Here is a 17,554-nt window from a genome sequence, read left to right as displayed (position 1 = left end):
AGTGGTTTTGGTTAGTCTTTGTAATTCATTTAAATTCGCTTTTCCAACACTGTGTGCAGATTGTGGGTTTTGGCCAGTTACTAATCTTTGGCTTGTACTACATGTAGTCAACATATTTTTTTTAATAATTAAATCTGTAATTTTTATAACAGAGAATTACTGCTTACGCTGGAATTTGTTAAAAACTAATCCCAAACATAACAGCATCGTTAACAAAACCACTTTGGTATGAACGCACATAATCTACACGTAAGAATCTAAATTTACCAAATCCAATATTATCTACACCAATAGAGTATTCCGAATACGGTTTGTTTTCATGAGTAAATGCTGCTTTAGCACCTAAAATAAGATTAAAGTTTAGTTTGTTTATTAGCGGAATCTTGTTTAAAATGTAACCATTAAAACGATATTCGGTATGTAATTCTGCATAGCTATTGTTTGTACTTAAACCATAGTAAGGTAGGTTTTTAAACGAGTCTAAATAAGAGCCATCTAGTTTTACATTGGTTTGGTTGCCATTAAAGTGGTGGTAATCCATAAAAGCAATAGTATCTGCATTTGAAAAAAGACCTCCTTGTGCATTGTATTCAAATTCACCTTTATTTCCAAGATCTATACGTTGTCTTAGTCTGGCTTTAAACTGGTCGAAATTATAATTAGAATCTGTAGCAGCAAAGCCTTTTTCGTAACCTAAAGAAAGTATTGGGTACTTACTGTTTGGAATATTGTATTTGCCATCTGGATAACTTAAATAATCTTGAGCAAAATTAATAGTCGTATTTACATTAAGCTTTGCAATGTTGTGTGTGTTAAATGGTTTTGAGGTGAAATTGGTTTCGTCTAAAGGATTGTTACTAGTGTAAGCGTCTCTAACTTCGTTAACCAATACATAGTCCGAATTATTAAATAAGGCCTTTCTACGTTCGAAGCCTAATGTAGAATTTAATCTAACACCGTTAATAATTTCTTGGTAATACTGTCCTTGCACAAAACTTCTGTCGTAAAGTTTCATGTAGTTATCTTCAAAAATGAGTGTGCTTACTAAGTTTTCTGTTTTAGAAATAGGATTAGAACTATTAAACTGCTCTGTTTTTACACCTCCAGAAAGAGAAATAAAACGGTTGTTAATATTGTTGAATTTATAGCGCGCATTAGCTGTTCCGCGTAAGCGATCGTCTGCTTCTCCATAGTTAATATCTCCTGCAATACTGAAGTAGCGTTTGTACTCGTCGTAATTTTTGGTGTAGCGCATGCCAACAGTTCCATTCCAACCTTGTACAGTGTTAAAGGATATCTTCTCGATAGGAGAATCTATGCTAAAACGATAATTTTTATGAGAGTTTTGGTAGCTGTAACCACCTAAAACATCTCCTAGTTTAAAGGTGTTGTGTTTTGTGTCTATAGAATCTAAATATGGTTTAGATTCTTTAACCAATTGAATACTGTCTTTTCTAACATAATCTGTAGATTCTTCAACAGTTAAAGGTACAGGACGTTTTGTATCCCAAAAAAGTGAGTCTTTTTTATTAGAGTTTTCTTCGAAAGACAAAACTTCTCTTGTAAAATTCTTATCACTAAATTCTGGTGTAAAATTGTAATCGCTATAAACAGAAGTGTATCTGCCTTCTCCATTAAAGCCAAAAAGTCCATATTTAAAATCTAGCGTTTGCGAAATTAAAGCCCAAACAGAATCGGTTTCCGAAAAGGAAAAGGTTTGTTTTATTTTAAATACATCTATTGGTGGTATTCCTGATCTTTTTCCAGAAATACTAACATCTGCTGCATAAATTACCCATTGGTCTTCTACAATGTATATGTAGCCTGAAAAAGCGGCATCGTTATCGCGTTTTGGTGTGATTAGTATTTTATTGATGAGGTTATTATTGTCATCATAAAAAGTACCTTCAAGCTTGTATTTATAATAACTAAAAGCGTAATCTGCAATTGGAGAGACTACATTGTTTTCAAGTTCTATTGTGTTATCATAAAAGTTGTAATCTACATCTGAAGCAGTGTTAAAACTAAATCCATTAGAATCTCCACTCACTTTAGATGCTAAAATTTTCTCTTTTAAACGTCTTGATTTTTTATATTCAATTTCTGAAATAGTTTCAGATAGATAAATAATACCACTTCTTGTAGAGTCTAATTCAACATCTAACATTTCGTCAACATCTTGACCAAATATTTTTTCTGGTGCATTTTTTATCTTAATAAGTCCGCGAGAATAGAAGTTAGCTTTGTATTCGCTTAATTTTTCTAAAACGCCTTTTCGTTTTGCAATTGTATTTTTAATGATTTGGTTGGCAGGATTCTCTTCTGAATTAATAACTACTTCATTTAAAGTAATGTTTTCTTCAACAAGTTTCGCGTCTAATGCGTAAGGAAAAGACGTAATAGAAACTTCCTTTTTCAATGTTTTAAAGCCTAAATATTGAAAAACAATAGTGTAGTCTCCTGCTTTAGAAATGTCTAAGGTGTAATTGCCTTCTTCGTTTGTGGTTGTTCCTGTATAGGTATCGTTTAAATAAACATTAACAAACGGAAGTGCTTCGTTTGTATTAGCCGTTACGTTTCCAGTAATTTGCGCAAATGAAAAGTTTAAAACAAAAAATGAAAGGCAGAGTAGTTGGTATTTATTCATATTTAGTGGTTGGTGTTTATACTATAGACGCAATTTTTTGTAAAATGGTTGCCTGTAGATTAACCAAACTTAAATAAAATAAACAATTAAGGTTTTAGTTTTAACGCAATTTTAGTTAATTATCAGTTTTTTGGTAGTCGTAGTATTTTTAGTCTTTACTGTAACAAGGTATAATCCTTTAGATAGATTATTTACAGAAAGACTGTTTTTACTTTTAGTTAAATTAGTAGTAAGTACTTGTTGTCCTAATAAATTACGAATCTCTAAACTTGCTGCGTTATTATAATTATTTAAGTTAATATTTAAAACGCTATTGCTAGGGTTTGGATACATTACAAAAGGTGATTGGCTTTTAGTGTTTACACTTAGTGTATTATCTAAGGCTAACATAGCTGCTTGCATATTAGGAAAAGGACCAATATTACCTCCAGATCCTTGTGGTATTCCTGTATTAACCATTAAAGAACGCATTATGGCAGGTGACATATAGTTTCCTGTTTGCTCTAAATAATAAGATTGTAAAATGGCAGTAAATCCTCCCATAGTTGCAGTTGCAGAACTGGTTCCACCAAAACAAGAATTATAAGTCTGGTTAAAATCGTTGCCATAAACCGTTGTGCCAAAGCAAGATTCTCCTATAGTATGTACATTTTGTCCCCAACTATGCAAATCTACACGAGAACCGTATGTAGAAAAACTCATTTTGTGATGGCCTATGTTTGATGATCCTGCACCAACTATAATAGCACCACTATCACCTCTTGCGTTATAGGCATCGTAAAAAGAATCGTCTAGGTTTTCGTTTCCATTACCTGCTGCTGCTACAATAATAATTCCCGCATCTGTAGCTGCTTTTGTTAAATCCCAAATGGCTTGGCTGAATTCTGCAGGAACATATTCTCCATTTTGTCCTCCAGTTTGCATTTCAAAAATAACAATATCACCAGCTGTAGAATTTGCAATAGCATTAGATGTTGCTGTAACGCGATTGTAATTGTATTCTACAGTCCATTCTGGATATAAAATGTATTCTAAGGCATTGTAAGCTAAACCACTTATGCCATAGGTTCCTTTGTCTCCAATTACTATGCCTGAAACACTAGTTCCATGTTCTGTATAGGCCGTAGATGCACCAGGATTAATAGTTGCACCTGCTGTTATAGATACATTTTGATGGTCTAACTCTTCGTGCTCTAAATTTACACCATATTCAACTGCTCTTATTCTAATATTACTACCAGATATGCCATTATTCCAAGCATACCTAATATCAAGACCAGGATTAGATTCTATGTAACCTTGGTTGGCTTCTAAGTCGTTTGTTGTTGGAGCAATATCGTGAGGTGGAGTAATAGGTGTTGTTTTCGCGCTATAAGCGTAAAGTAAATTGTCTGTTTTTTTTAAGATGTCTAAAAAAGAACTTTTTTCAGTTTCTGTAAAAAAACCTTCAATTATAAAAGTGTTTTTTAAAGTAAAACCGGTTTTAGATTGTTTAGATAATTCTTCAATTTGAGTTTTCGTAAAGGAGTATGCGTTATTAATTTCAAATAGATAGTTTTCGTTTAAATTAAGTAATTCAGAATACTCTAATACCGCTTTTGGTGATGAGAATTCTAATTCTGAACTTAATTTAAAGTAAAAACGGGCAAATTCTTTATTGGTTTGCGCCCAACTTGTTAATGTTGCTAACAATAAGGCGAAAACAAATACTATGCTTGTTTTATTAAAAGTCCTTATCATATACGTTGAGTTTAATTATTATGATCCTTTTTTATACGAGCCAAATCACGTTTATTATCACGATCCTTAATAGTTTCACGCTTATCGTAAAGTTTTTTACCTTTTGCTAGTGCAATATCAAGTTTTGCATAGCCTTTTTCATTTATAAACAAGCGTAAAGGAATAATAGTTAAACCAGAATTTGTAACTTCTTTTTCAAGTTTTTTTAATTCTTTCTTGTTTAATAAAAGCTTACGTTCTGCTTTTGGTGCGTGATTGTAGTAGTTGCCATAAACATATTCTTGTATAGTCATGTTTATAACAAACAATTCGTTTTTGGTATTAAATTCACAAAAACTTTCGGCAATAGAGGCCTTACTATCGCGAATAGATTTAATCTCTGTTCCAGATAAAACGATACCAGCAGAGTATCTGTCTAATATCTCGTATTGAAATTTTGCCTTTTTATTAAGTATGTTTACGGTTTTCTGCATTATGGGACAAAACTAAACATTTTTAACTGTTTTAAAAAGAATATTAGATTTCCTTAGTCATTATTAACATTCCTCTTAATGGTTCGTGTAATAAATTGAAGTCTAAACTTGTTTTACCATTTATTTTGAAGCCTTGTTTAATATAGAATTTTATGGCCTGTTCTTGAGTATCCATTGCTTTTAACCATAATAAATTATTGTTATTTTCTTTAGCTCTAATTTCAATCCAATTAAAAATAGTTTTTGCTATACCTTTTCCTTGTGCTTCACTTCCCAAGTATATTCTATGAATATAAGTACCTGTTTCTATAGTTTTTAGAGGTTTGTTAAACTGAATTTTGCATATACCAACAGGTTCGTTTTCGTAAATTACAAAATAATATTCGGTGGCTTTTTCTAGTAGTTCTGTTTGTAGTTGTTCTAAATTATAAAAGGTATTGATATAGAAAGAACAGTCTTCATTTTTCCATAAATGCTTGTAAGCAGGAGGATAAATACGCTGTATTAGTTTAACTAGTCTGGAATGAGAATCTACAGTAATAAGTTCTAGTTGTACGTTATCACTAATGTTAATCAATATCAATTACTTTAGAAGTGGTTACATTTTTATTGTTAATAGTGACGATAAAAAGTTTACTGTTAATGGTTTCATTAATAGATTCGTGTTTTTCCTCGTCTATAATTTTATTTACAAAATTAGGCGTAGTATTACTATGTCCTACAATTAATACGGTTTGGTTTTTTGTTTGCTCTAAGAATATTTTAAGGTCTAGAGTTTTAGGATCGTAAGGTGTTATTTCCAAACCTTTATTCGTTGCAGTAGGTAAAGCAGTCTCGATTGTTCGATTGTAATTTGTGCTATAAACAGCATCTAAATTGATGTTTTTGAAATGATTTGACCATTTTTCTGCTCTTTTTTGTCCTTTTTCTATCAATTTAGGGTTTTGATTACTTGAATCACTTTTGTCTTTTTCAGCATGACGAATAAGATAGTAAGTGGTTGTTACTTTATTTACTTTAGTTTCATTTTGAGCTTTAACACAAGAAAAAGCAGTAATAAGAAGGCAAAATAGAAGTAGTTTTTTCATAAAAAATAAATTTAAGCCAGTTCTAATGCAATTTCTATCATATCCTTAAAAGTAGTTTCTCTTTCTTTACTAGTTGTTTTTTCACCTGTAACTAAAGAATCTGAAATAGTAAGTATTGTCAGCGCATTTACATTATGCTTTGCAGCGACTGTATATAACCCAGCAGTTTCCATTTCTACACAAAGCACTCCAAATTTACTCCATTTTTTGTAAGATTCGAAATCATCGGCATAAAACTCATCACTAGTAAATACGTTTCCAGCTTTTATAGGAATATTTTTAGCTTTTGCAGCCTCTGTAGCTTTTTGAAATAGCTCAAAATTTGCAGTAGGAGCATAGTCTGCACCACCAAAACGTAGTTCGTTTACTCCAGAGTTAGAAGAGGCTGCCATTGCAAAAACGACATCTCTAATTTTTATATGCTCTTGGTAAGAACCTGCGCTACCAACACGAATAAGGTTTTTAACACCAAACTGCGTAATTAATTCATGTGCATAAATAGAAATACTAGGCACTCCCATTCCTGTTCCCATTACAGATACACGTTTGCCTTGGTATGTTCCTGTGTAACCAAGCATGCCTCTAATTTCGTTAAAGCATACTGGGTTTTCAAAAAAAGTTTCTGCAATCCATTTTGCTCTTAAAGGGTCTCCAGGTAATAATATAGTTTCTGCGATATCGCCTTTTTTGGCTCCAATATGTATGCTCATTTTGTTAAGTTTAAAGGGTGAAAGTATTTAAAGTTTTTAAACCCTTGTTGTTAATAGTTTTTTTCTTCGGAAGGACCTCCTGTTACAATAGCAATCCCATTAGAAGTCCCTATTCTATCTACACCAAGGTTTATGTATTCTAAAGCTGTTTTAGTGTCTCTAATGCCACCTGAAGCTTTTATTTTAGTACCACAATCACCAATAACACTTTTTATTAGTTTTATAGTTTCAAGTGTTGCGCCTCCTGTTCCAAACCCAGTTGATGTTTTAATAAAATCTGCACCAGAATTTATTGCAAGCTCACTCGCTTTAATAATCTCCAGGTCTTCTAAATAGCATGTTTCTAGAATAACTTTAAGTGTATTGTTTGGCATTTCTTTTTTAACGGCTTCAATATCTTTCCAAACAGCATCAAAATCTTTACTTTTAATAAAGCCAATATTTATAACCATATCAATTTCGTCTGCTCCATCTAATAGCGCTTGTTTAGTCTCCTGTACTTTTGCATTTGTACTCATTGCACCTAAAGGAAAACCAATAACACTACATACTTTAATTTCAAACTCTTTTAATTCTTCTTTTGCTAAAGAAACATAACAAGAATTTACGCATACTGAAAAGAAGTTATGCGTTATTGCTTCATTACAAAGTTTAATAATATCGCTTTTTGTTGATACCGCTTTTAACAGTGTGTGGTCTATGTATTTGTTTAATTTCATTTTAGTGATAAATTGACTTTAAAATTACCTTATTTTTTCTAAAAAAGTGAAGTTTATTTTAATGATTTTGCTTTTTTTATCGATAAAAATAATAATTTCTCACCTATGATTTAAGTCATCTTTTGTAGCCTTTTTCGATATTATTTTTGCTTAAAATTTAAACCAAATTAATTATGAAGAAATTACTTTTTATTGCATTAATAGCAAGTTTAGCTATTACAAAAACAAACGCACAAGAAAACACTACAGTAGATAATGAATTTACTAAATTTCAAGTAAGATTAAGAGCTATAGCAGTAGTGCCAAATGAGTCTGCAACAATTGAAACAATTGGAGGAGATGCTACAATTACAAATGCTTATGTACCAGAATTAGATTTTACATATTTTTTCACTAAAAATGTAGCTGCCGAATTAATTTTAGCAACAACACAACACGATGTTAAAGCAATCTCAACTGCAGCTGGAAATATTCCATTAGGAGATGTAAGATTATTACCTCCAACATTAACAGTACAGTATCATTTTAATGGAGATCTTGTACATCCTTACGTTGGAGCAGGTATAAACTATACTTTGTTTTTCGATGCTAACTCTGGTCCTGTAGCAGATGATGTAGAATATGATAGCGCACTTGGTTTTGCTTTCCAGTTAGGATTCGATTTTGATATTAACGATAAGTGGTTTGTTAATTTAGATGCTAAATACATAATGTTAAATACAGATGTTACTGTAAATGCAACTACAGCATTAGGAGCAACAGTTGGAGCAGAAGTGGACATAAACCCTTTTATTGCAGGTGTTGGTATTGGTTATAGATTATTCTAATTTTAATATAAAATATAATTAAAGACTGTCTAAATAGGCAGTCTTTTTTTTTGGATTAAAATAGAGTTAAACCTTCCATTTATTTATATTTAGCTAAAACTATTGAAATGAGTCAAAATAAAATAGATATCAATAAAGATTACGATTTAGTATGTGTTGGTGCAGGTATTATGAGTGCAACATTAGCATTAATGGTGAAATTGGTTAAACCTGAAATTAATATTTTAATTTTAGAGCGTTTAAGTAAACCAGCTCAAGAGAGTTCTGCGGCATGGAACAATGCAGGAACAGGACATTCTGCTTTGTGCGAATTAAACTATACGCCAGAAAAAGAGGATACTGTAGATTGTTCTAAAGCTTATAAAATTTGTACACAATTTGAGTTGTCCAAACAGTTTTGGAGCTTTTTAGTTGAGGAAAATTTGATTGAAAATCCTCAAGATTTTATAAACCCTGTACCACACCATAGTTGGGTTACAGGAAAAGATAATGTCGATTTCCTAAAGAAAAGATTCGAAGCCTTAAAAGATCATTTTATGTTTCAAGGCATGGAGTTTACAGATGCTTTAGAGAAAATGAAAGAATGGTTTCCATTAATAGCAAATAATAGAAGTGAGGACGAGGTTATGGCTGCTACACGAATAGAACGTGGTGTCGAAATGAATTTTGGTGCACTAACCGAGAAGTTATTTCATATTCTAGAAACCAAATACAATACTCCTGTACAATGCAACGAAGAGGTCTTGGATATCGATCCAGACGAAGATGTTGAGTGGTCTGTGGAAGTAAAAAACAGAATAACAGGATGCAAGCAGTTACTAGATGCTAAACATGTATTTATTGGAGCAGGAGGAGGAAGTTTGTTATTGTTACAAAAAGTAGAAATAGAGGCAAAAGACGGTTATGGTGGATTTCCGGTAAGTGGAGAATGGTTAGTTTGTAAAAATGAAGATTTAATAAACCAGCATTTAGGAAAAGTATATAGTAAAGCAGGACCACACGATCCTCCAATGTCAACGCCACATTTAGATACACGATTGATAGACGGCAAACGACAATTAATGTTTGGCCCTTTTGCAGGTTTTAGCCCTAAGTTTTTAAAAGAAGGATCTTCTTTAGATTTGTTTAAATCTATAAAAGCAGATAATATAAAACCAATGCTAAGTGCCTTTTGGGATAATTTACCGCTTACAAAATATCTTGTAGAACAAGTAACAGCATCTCATGAAGATAGAATGAACGATTTACGAAAATTTGTAAAAGATGCTAAAAGTGAAGATTGGGAACTTTTAATCGCTGGACAACGTGTTCAAATTATTAAAAAAGATGAATATGAAGGCGGAAAACTTCAGTTTGGAACCGAGGTGGTTAGAAGTAAAGATGGAAGTATTACTTGTTTGCTAGGAGCTTCACCTGGAGCTTCAACTGCAACACATGTAATGTTAGAGGTTTTTGAAATTGCTTTTCCTGAAGTTGTTAATTCTAAAGAAGGAAAAGAGAAGTTAAAAAAAATTGTTCCTATTTGGAAGTTAGAATTGAATTCCAGAATTTTTAATGCCCAATTAGAAAAATCTAAAAAAGCTTTGAAATTATAATGAAATTGAAAAATTGAGAATCTTTATTTTTTTAAATTTTTATAAGAGTGTTTGGGTGTGTTATTTGGTAGGTGTTATTGGTTTCTACATTTTCTAGGTTAAAAATTTCGCCATTACTCCATTTTATTTTTATATCGGTTTTTTTATCATTGCCCAAACCAAAATGCTGCATTTTAGGATGCACAGAAAGGTAACCAGTTGTACTATGTATTTCTCTCCAAATGTTTTTATGATTTGGACTATTTAAAATTAATGAGGAACCAATAGCGTCTCTATTAATTTTTGATTCTGGATTGCCTACCAGTTTTATTTTTATCCAATGGTTTTCTTTAGACGTTTCGTTTTCAAGTAATGTCGCATTATCATGATAGTTATTAATAATAATATCTAAATCACCATCATTATCATAATCTAAATAACTTGCACTTCTAGCGTTACTATTTAAATCTGTTCCTAAAGCTTTAGCTTCATTTATTAAAATGCCATTATTATTGACAAAAAACACGTTTTTTTCACGACTACTTTTTGCATAGGTAACTGTATTTGACTTCTCACTACTCTTAAAATAAAATGGATTCTCAATAGAATACACGCTAAAGTCATTCATGCCATTTAGGCAATATAAATCTTCGTCTCCATCATTATCAAAATCAAAAAAATCGGCATCCCAAGACCATCCAGTTGCAGAATAGCCTCTTCCTATATTACTTGAGAGGTTAAATGCTTTTAAAGTGTCATTCTTTACTTCGGAAATAAACAAATCATTAGCTTCAATAGTTCTAATTCTACTCATTTTGTCTCTGTCAAATTTCATGGTAGTATTCTCATTCGGACTCACATATTTTTCGTCTTTTTGCATGACCACAATATTCGAAATGTAAAAATCTGGAAATAAATCGCCATTTAAATCTGAAATACCAACATTCATAGTGTAGGAAGGCTTATCTGTTTTTAACTGCTTGCTGACTTCATGAAAAATACCAGATTTAGAATTGTAATAGTATTTATTCACACCAAAATCATTACCAATAATAAGATCTTGTAATCCATCTTGGTTAATGTCTGCATGTCCTAGAGCTTGAGTCCATCCATTGTTTGATGATGTTTTTTGTGTAAATGGAACTTCAACAAATTTAAAATCTCCCAAATTTTTAAAAAGTTTGTTGGGCATTCCGTTTTGATTGTCTCTACTTAAATTTGGTAGTTTACCTTCAATATAATTTCCAAAATATCCAATAAAAATATCTAAAAGCCCATCGTTGTCAAAATCAAAAGTTGTGGCTGGTCCAGCAACAGCATTTTCACCGCCAAGATTTGTTAAGGAACTCACATCATTAAAATGTAATCCATCGGTATTGCTATACATTTTATGAGGCATATTTACATATGTTATAAAAATATCCTGAAAGCCATCGTTGTTAAAATCTGCAATAATAGGTTGTCTAGGCTCTCCAAAAGAATTTAAAGTAGTATCCCAATTATTGATTTTACTCACTTGAGTTACATCTTTAAACTTGCCAGATTTTGAGTTTAAAAAGAGTTTGTTTCCAAAGCCACCAAGTAGTAGAATGTCAATAAGCCCATCGTTGTTAATATCTTCGCAAGCCACGCCAGAACCACCAAATGCAGGCGGAATAGCTAGTTTTATTTTGTTTTCAGAATTTTAAACGGTATAACTTCGTATGTGTCTACTTAACCAATCAGATGATTTATGCGTAAAATCTAACCCTGTTTTCTTGTTACTGTTTTTAAATGTTGTATTGCTTTTATTATTTGTGCTTGCCGAATAAATTTTGGTTTCGGAAACTTGCTTTTTAGAAAAATCGTAGGTATTAATATAACTTTGTGTTATTGTAAATCCTTGTTGAATATCTGTAACATCTAAAAGTTTTTTTTCTTCACTATGCGAATATTCTCCTGCTAACCTTAAAACTAAAACGCCCATCTGTGCAATCCCTTCAACTAATAATTCTGCTGCATTTGGATCTATATTTTTTATATTATTTTTTTGAAGATCGTTTAATGCATATTCTAAAATATTCCAGTGAAAACCACTATCTCTAAAAGCATCTAAATCGTAAGATTCTATGGTTATTTGATTGGTTTCACTATTAGGAAAAAAGTTAACATCTTCAAACATGTTTATTGAAGCTGGTAAAAAAGCGTTTAATGCATTTTGAACATGATCTACTCTAATAATTGTATTAGAATTATTTGTTGCGTTTTTTTCTGAATATTGAATAAGTGCAGAAGTAAATTGTATTAAGGATTCTAGATAATATTGTCTTAACTCATTTGACAAAGCCTTATCTGTTGGCCATTTTTGTTTTGCAAAATAAACTTGAATATTTCTTAAAAACACACTAGCATTTAACTGGTTGTATTTTTCGTAAGATTTTAGTTTTTGTTTAATTATTGCTTTAACAATACTATTATTTGCTGAGGTAGTCGTATTGCTATTCTTAGAAGCACTTGGATACTCGTTTTTTGAAATGTTTTCAGCATTTTTAAATTGATTAAGCACTAAAATCCAACTGCTTGAGATAATATCTTTGGTGATAAAGGACACGTTGTTTTCTCTCGCTTTTGCATCAGCAATTTGTAATGTAACTAAAGTTATTAGGTTAACATAATGATTTGCTAATTCTAAAGCTTCGGTATTAAAAGGTAATAAGGTGTTGGTTGAAAAATACAATAAATCTTGCTCGACAGAAAGTAAAGAACGATAACTGTAAGATACAGAAGCATATTGATTGTAATCTAATTTTAAAACTGTAATAGTACGCGCTTTTAATTCAAAATTATAATCTTCAGATTCATTTTTGGTGTAAGATGATAAATTATTAATTATAGGTTGAATATGCTTGGGTTGTATAAATTTTAAACCTTCATTTTCTGCTTTTTCAGAACCTTTTTTTCTTATGTAGTAGATTATTTCTTTCTGAACTTCAATTTTTAAATTTCTAGCATCTTCATTTAATGGTGTCCCGTATATAAAATCTTCAAGCCTATTAGCTGTTGCATAGCATTTTGGGTCTTTTTCTTTTTCTAAATCATATATTTTTGAAATAATTTCTGAAACAGCTGTTTTTTCTTGAGAGAAAATTTGTTTTGGAAAGAAAATAAATAATAAGAAAACAGTCTTATAGAAACCTTGAATTTTCATTAATTTGATTTATTTAGATCTCGTAAATGTAAATAAAATATTGAGAAAATAATTTTACATTTTTTTTAAGCTTAAAAGACAAGAAACAGTTTTAATTCATTTTTAAAAAGACTAAATTTGAGCGCTATCTAATCTAACTAATTATTATTATTATTATTATGAAAAAACACTTACCTTACTTATTTATATTAACTATTTTTTTTTCAACGTCTTTATTTGCGCAAGCGGATCAAGATCTTCCAGTTCCTGAAGACCAAGTTATTAATGATGATTTGATAGTGGCATCTAGTCTAGGTGTTGGTTTTGATGTTGTTGATGGTGAAGATTTTGGTTTTGATACCGTTAGGTTAAAAGAAAATAATTTAAGAATCCATTTTGATGATTCTTCTGGTAGTGGCAATTTTCCAAATAATGACTGGAGAATTGCAATTAACGATACTGCAAATGGTGGTGCTAATTATTTTGCAGTACAAGATGCTACAGCAGGAACAACACCTTTTACAGTTACAGCAGGTGCTGGAAACAATGCATTGTTTATAAATGCCTATGGAAATGTTGGGTTTGGTACTGCTACACCAGTAGTTGAGTTACATCTTGTAGATGGAGATACTCCTGCATTTCGTTTAGAACAAGATGCTTCTAGCGGTTTTACTGCTCAAACATGGGATATTGGAGGTAATGAGCATTACTTTTTTATAAGAGATGCTACTAATGGTAGTAAATTACCCTTTAAAATTAAACCGGGAGCTCCAGATAATGCTTTGTTTGTTGCTGCAGATGGAGATATAGGTTTAGGTACAGGATCACCAACTCAAAAATTAGATGTAGATGGTAGTGCTGATGTTCGTGATGATTTATTTGTAGGAAATCAGATAAGTATTGGAATTACAATTCCAAATGCAAATGCATCATTAGATCTTACAGCAATAGACAAAGGATTATTATTAAACCGCTTAACAACAGTAGAAAAAACAACTTTAGGAACTTCTTTAGGTGCTACTGAAGCAGGAATGATGGTTTATGATACAGACGAATTAGGATTATATATTTGGAATGGTACAGCATGGGAAGAAATTGCTATTAATTCTGGTTCTGGTTCAGGAAGTGTTCCAGAATTATTAAATTATCAAGCAGCAATTAGAGATGCGTCTGGAGAATTTGTTGCAGACCAATCTGTTAATTTAAGATTTAGTATCCTAGATTCTAATACAGGTACAACTCCATATGCAGAAACTCATATTCAAACAACAACATCAAATGGAGTTGTGAGTTTAACAATAGGAAGTGGTACACCAACTGCAGGTCTTTTTACAGACGTAGATTGGTCTCATAACAATTCTTTACAAGTGGAAGCCGATGTTACTGGAGGTTCTACTTTCGTAATAATAGGAACAACACAATTTGTAAGTGTTCCTTATGCTTTAAGGGCTAAATATGCCGAAAACATTACAACATCTGTAGCTGCTAGTGCTAAATCTGGTGAGTCTAATAAAGATTTAAGTAATGCATTAAATGAAATAGAAGTATTGAAAAAAGAAATTAGTGTATTAAAGACTCAAATGCGACAAGTACTTAAAAATAAATAATATTAAATTAGTAATATTAAAATAACCATCTACTCGAAGTAGGTGGTTTTTTTGTTTAATAAATATTTGAATTAATCGAAACTCTTTGATGTAAGCTAAAGTCTTAGGCAGATATAAAATAAAAAAGCGACACTAAACTTTACGTATCATGTCGCTTTTTCAAACTAACTAACTAACTAACCATTATCTTAAAAACGAACTATTCCTTCGTTTATTTTAGCATTATTCTGAATTAACAATACTTTATGATTTTTGTCAAGTCGAGTGATTTCAAATACCATTTTTTCGTTTCTCAAAAACCACTATCAAGGACATTGTTTTTATGATTTTTATACTTCTTCAGTAACCAAATCATCTTGATTTCTAAATACTAATTGCTTATCGAAAGCATCAAGTAATATAATACTATCGGTTGTTACTTTGCCAGAGAGAATCTCTTTACTCAAAGCATTTAACACTTCTTTCTGGATTACTCTTTTAACTGGTCTTGCTCCAAACTCAGGATCGTAACCTTTTTCTGCTAAGTAAGTAATTGCTTCTGGTGTTGCATCGAATATTATACCTTGTTTGGCGATCATTTTGGTCACACTTTGAAGTTGAAGCCCAACAATTTCTGTAATGTTTTCTTTAGATAGAGGTGTAAACAAAATGGTGTCATCAATTCTGTTTAAAAATTCTGGTCTTACGGTTTGTTTTAATAAACCTAAAACATCAACCTTTGCCAATTCCATTGCTGTATCAATATCTTTTGTAGCTGTAAAACGATCCTGTATTAACTGACTTCCCATGTTTGAGGTCATGATAATAATGGTGTTTTTAAAATCGGCAGTTCTACCTTTATTGTCTGTTAAATGTCCTTCGTCTAACACTTGCAATAAAATATTGAAAGTATCTGGATGGGCTTTTTCAATTTCATCTAACAATACAACAGAATATGGTTTTCTACGTACAGCTTCAGTTAATTGTCCACCTTCTTCGTAACCTACATATCCTGGAGGTGCACCAACAAGCCTGCTTACTGCATGACGTTCTTGATACTCACTCATATCTATACGTGTTAAAGCACTTTCGTCGTCAAATAAATATTCTGCTAATGCTTTAGCTAGTTCTGTTTTACCAACACCAGTTGTTCCTAAAAATAAGAAGGTTCCAATTGGCTTTTTCGGATTCTGCAATCCAGCTCTCGAGCGTCTTACAGCATCACTTACAGCAATAATAGCTTCTTCTTGCCCAACAACACGTTTGTGTAATTCGTCTTCTAATTTTAAAAGCTTTTCACGATCAGTTTGTAGCATTTTTGTAAGCGGAATACCTGTCCATTTTGCAACAACTTCTGCAATGTCTTCGTAAGTCACTTCTTCTTTAATTAGCGACGTTTCAGATTTTGCATTAAATTCTGCCTGCATTTTTTCAAGTGCTTCTTGTGCCTCCTTAATTTTTCCGTAACGTAACTCTGCAACTTTTCCGTAATCGCCATCGCGTTCTGCTCTTTCGGCTTCAATCTTAAAGTTTTCGATATCCTGTTTTGTGTTTTGGATATTATCAACTACTGCTTTTTCACTTTTCCATTTGGCGTTAATCTCGTTACGCTCTTCTTTTATATTTGCTAAATCGCTTCGTAAAGACTTCAGTTTTGTTTCATCTTTCTCACGTTTAATAGCTTCAATTTCAATTTCTAACTGCATGACTTTTCTGTCTAAAACATCAAGTTCTTCAGGTTTAGAATTAATTTCCATACGCAATTTTGCTGCAGCCTCATCCATTAAATCAATGGCTTTGTCTGGTAAGAAACGATTGGTAATATAGCGTGTCGATAATTCTACAGCACCAATTATAGCTTCGTCTTTAATACGAACTTTGTGGTGTGTTTCGTATTTTTCTTTTATTCCTCTTAAAATAGAAATAGCACTTTCAGTATCTGGTTCGTTTACCATTACTTTCTGAAATCTACGCTCTAAAGCTTTGTCTTTCTCAAAGTATTTTTGGTATTCGTCTAAAGTGGTTGCTCCAATAGCCCGTAACTCTCCACGAGCTAATGCTGGCTTTAAAATGTTTGCAGCATCCATGGCGCCTTGTCCACCACCAGCTCCAACTAGTGTGTGGATTTCGTCTATAAATAGTACAATGTCTCCATCACTATTGGTTACTTCTTTTATTACTGCTTTTAAACGTTCCTCAAACTCGCCTTTAAATTTTGCGCCAGCAATTAGTGATCCCATATCAAGAGCAAATATTTGCTTATCGATAAGGTTTTCTGGAATATCTCCATCTACAATTCTATGCGCTAAACCTTCAGCAATTGCAGTTTTACCAGTTCCTGGTTCTCCAACTAATATTGGATTGTTTTTGGTTCTACGTGATAGGATTTGAAGTATTCTTCTAATCTCCTCATCTCTACCAATTACAGGATCTAGCTTTCCGTCTTTTGCTAATTGGTTTAGGTTTTTAGCATATTTATTTAATGCATTATAGGTTTCTTCTTGACTTTGTGACGTCACGCGATCACCTTGTCTTAATTCATCTATAGTCGCTTTTAAAGCTTTTTCTGTTACACCTTGATCTTTTAAAACTTGAGCAATTTTGCTTTTAGATTTAAAGATTGCTAGTATTAAATGTTCGATAGAAACGTATTCGTCGTTCATCTCTTTAGCAATAATCGAGGCTTCATTTAATGTTTTTGAAGCATCTCTTGAAATTGATAATTCTGCTCCAGAGACTTTAGAGAAGCTTTCAATTTGTTTATCTAAAATTTGTTTTAGCATAGGCACGTTTACATTCATTTTCTTTAAAATGAAAGGCAAAACGTTTTCATCAACTTCAAAAATAGCTTTAAAAATGTGTTCGTTTTCTATTTGTCCGTTGCCTAAACCTTGAGCAAGCTGTTGTGCTTGCTGTATGGCTTCCTGCGATTTTGTTGTATAGTTATTAAAATTCATATTTATAGTTTTGTTTCTTTCTTAGCTTCAAGTTAGAAGTAAGAAATCTTATTATTTTTCGTTTTAC

The 17,554-nt window shown here is 31.8% G+C and carries 13 protein-coding genes; 3 read left to right on the top strand and 10 right to left on the bottom strand.

Translation table 11 applies throughout. The features are described from left to right. Positions 1–178 precede the first annotated feature (178 nt). The 7 genes from CW733_RS07010 to deoC all read right to left on the bottom strand — a co-directional run bounded on the left by CW733_RS07010 (position 179) and on the right by deoC (position 7,377). Positions 179–2,647, bottom strand: a complete 2,469-nt coding sequence (locus CW733_RS07010; protein ID WP_100996522.1) for a DUF5686 and carboxypeptidase regulatory-like domain-containing protein — start codon at positions 2,645–2,647, stop codon at positions 179–181. A 111-nt stretch (positions 2,648–2,758) separates the two neighbouring features. Continuing rightward, positions 2,759–4,387: a S8 family peptidase gene (locus CW733_RS07005; RefSeq protein ID WP_100996521.1), complete on the bottom strand. Its 1,629-nt coding sequence runs from the start codon at positions 4,385–4,387 to the stop codon at positions 2,759–2,761. A gap of 11 nt (positions 4,388–4,398) precedes the next feature. Beyond that, on the bottom strand, positions 4,399–4,860 hold the full coding sequence (gene smpB / locus CW733_RS07000; RefSeq protein WP_100996520.1) for an SsrA-binding protein SmpB: 462 nt from the start codon (positions 4,858–4,860) through the stop codon (positions 4,399–4,401). Positions 4,861–4,903: 43 nt separating this feature from the next. Continuing rightward, entirely contained in the window at positions 4,904–5,437 is a 534-nt protein-coding gene (locus tag CW733_RS06995; RefSeq protein ID WP_157811554.1) for a GNAT family N-acetyltransferase, read from the bottom strand. After that, positions 5,430–5,948 (bottom strand): histidine phosphatase family protein, encoded by a 519-nt coding sequence (locus CW733_RS06990; RefSeq protein ID WP_100996518.1) that lies wholly within the window; start codon positions 5,946–5,948, stop codon positions 5,430–5,432. Before CW733_RS06990 ends, CW733_RS06995 begins: the two co-directional genes overlap by 8 nt. An 11-nt stretch (positions 5,949–5,959) precedes the next feature. Continuing rightward, positions 5,960–6,658 carry a purine-nucleoside phosphorylase gene (deoD, locus tag CW733_RS06985; RefSeq protein ID WP_100996517.1) on the bottom strand — a complete coding sequence of 233 codons (699 nt, stop codon included), beginning with the start codon at positions 6,656–6,658 and terminating at the stop codon, positions 5,960–5,962. Positions 6,659–6,708: 50 nt separating this feature from the next. Beyond that, entirely contained in the window at positions 6,709–7,377 is a 669-nt protein-coding gene (deoC, locus tag CW733_RS06980) for a deoxyribose-phosphate aldolase (RefSeq protein ID WP_100996516.1), read from the bottom strand. A 173-nt stretch (positions 7,378–7,550) separates the two neighbouring features. On the opposite strand from deoC, the gene CW733_RS06975 reads away from it, so the two are divergent. Together CW733_RS06975 and mqo are read left to right on the top strand one after the other, a co-directional pair. Continuing rightward, positions 7,551–8,204 (top strand): OmpW family protein, encoded by a 654-nt coding sequence (locus CW733_RS06975; RefSeq protein WP_100996515.1) that lies wholly within the window; start codon positions 7,551–7,553, stop codon positions 8,202–8,204. Between the two features lie 107 nt (positions 8,205–8,311). Then, the gene (mqo, locus tag CW733_RS06970) at positions 8,312–9,799 is read left to right on the top strand and encodes a malate dehydrogenase (quinone) (protein ID WP_100996514.1); all 1,488 of its coding nucleotides are present in this window, start codon (positions 8,312–8,314) and stop codon (positions 9,797–9,799) included. Positions 9,800–9,830: 31 nt separating this feature from the next. Here mqo and CW733_RS06965 read toward each other — a convergent pair whose 3' ends face one another. Both CW733_RS06965 and CW733_RS06960 read right to left on the bottom strand, forming a co-directional pair. Then, positions 9,831–11,408, bottom strand: coding sequence for a CRTAC1 family protein (locus CW733_RS06965; RefSeq protein ID WP_100996513.1), 1,578 nt, complete (start codon positions 11,406–11,408; stop codon positions 9,831–9,833). Between the two features lie 54 nt (positions 11,409–11,462). After that, entirely contained in the window at positions 11,463–12,965 is a 1,503-nt protein-coding gene (locus tag CW733_RS06960) for a hypothetical protein (RefSeq protein ID WP_100996512.1), read from the bottom strand. A 158-nt stretch (positions 12,966–13,123) separates the two neighbouring features. Here CW733_RS06960 and CW733_RS06955 point away from each other — a divergent pair, with 158 nt between their 5' ends. Further along, positions 13,124–14,551: a hypothetical protein gene (locus tag CW733_RS06955; protein WP_100996511.1), complete on the top strand. Its 1,428-nt coding sequence runs from the start codon at positions 13,124–13,126 to the stop codon at positions 14,549–14,551. A 329-nt stretch (positions 14,552–14,880) separates the two neighbouring features. Here the strand turns inward: CW733_RS06955 and clpB are convergent, their stop codons facing one another. Then, positions 14,881–17,487, bottom strand: a complete 2,607-nt coding sequence (gene clpB, locus CW733_RS06950) for an ATP-dependent chaperone ClpB (RefSeq protein WP_100996510.1) — start codon at positions 17,485–17,487, stop codon at positions 14,881–14,883. Between the last annotated feature and the right edge of the window lie 67 nt (positions 17,488–17,554).

Source organism: Lacinutrix sp. Bg11-31, from assembly GCF_002831665.1.
GTDB lineage: Bacteria > Bacteroidota > Bacteroidia > Flavobacteriales > Flavobacteriaceae > Lacinutrix.
This window is presented reverse-complemented; position numbering and strand designations above follow the sequence as displayed.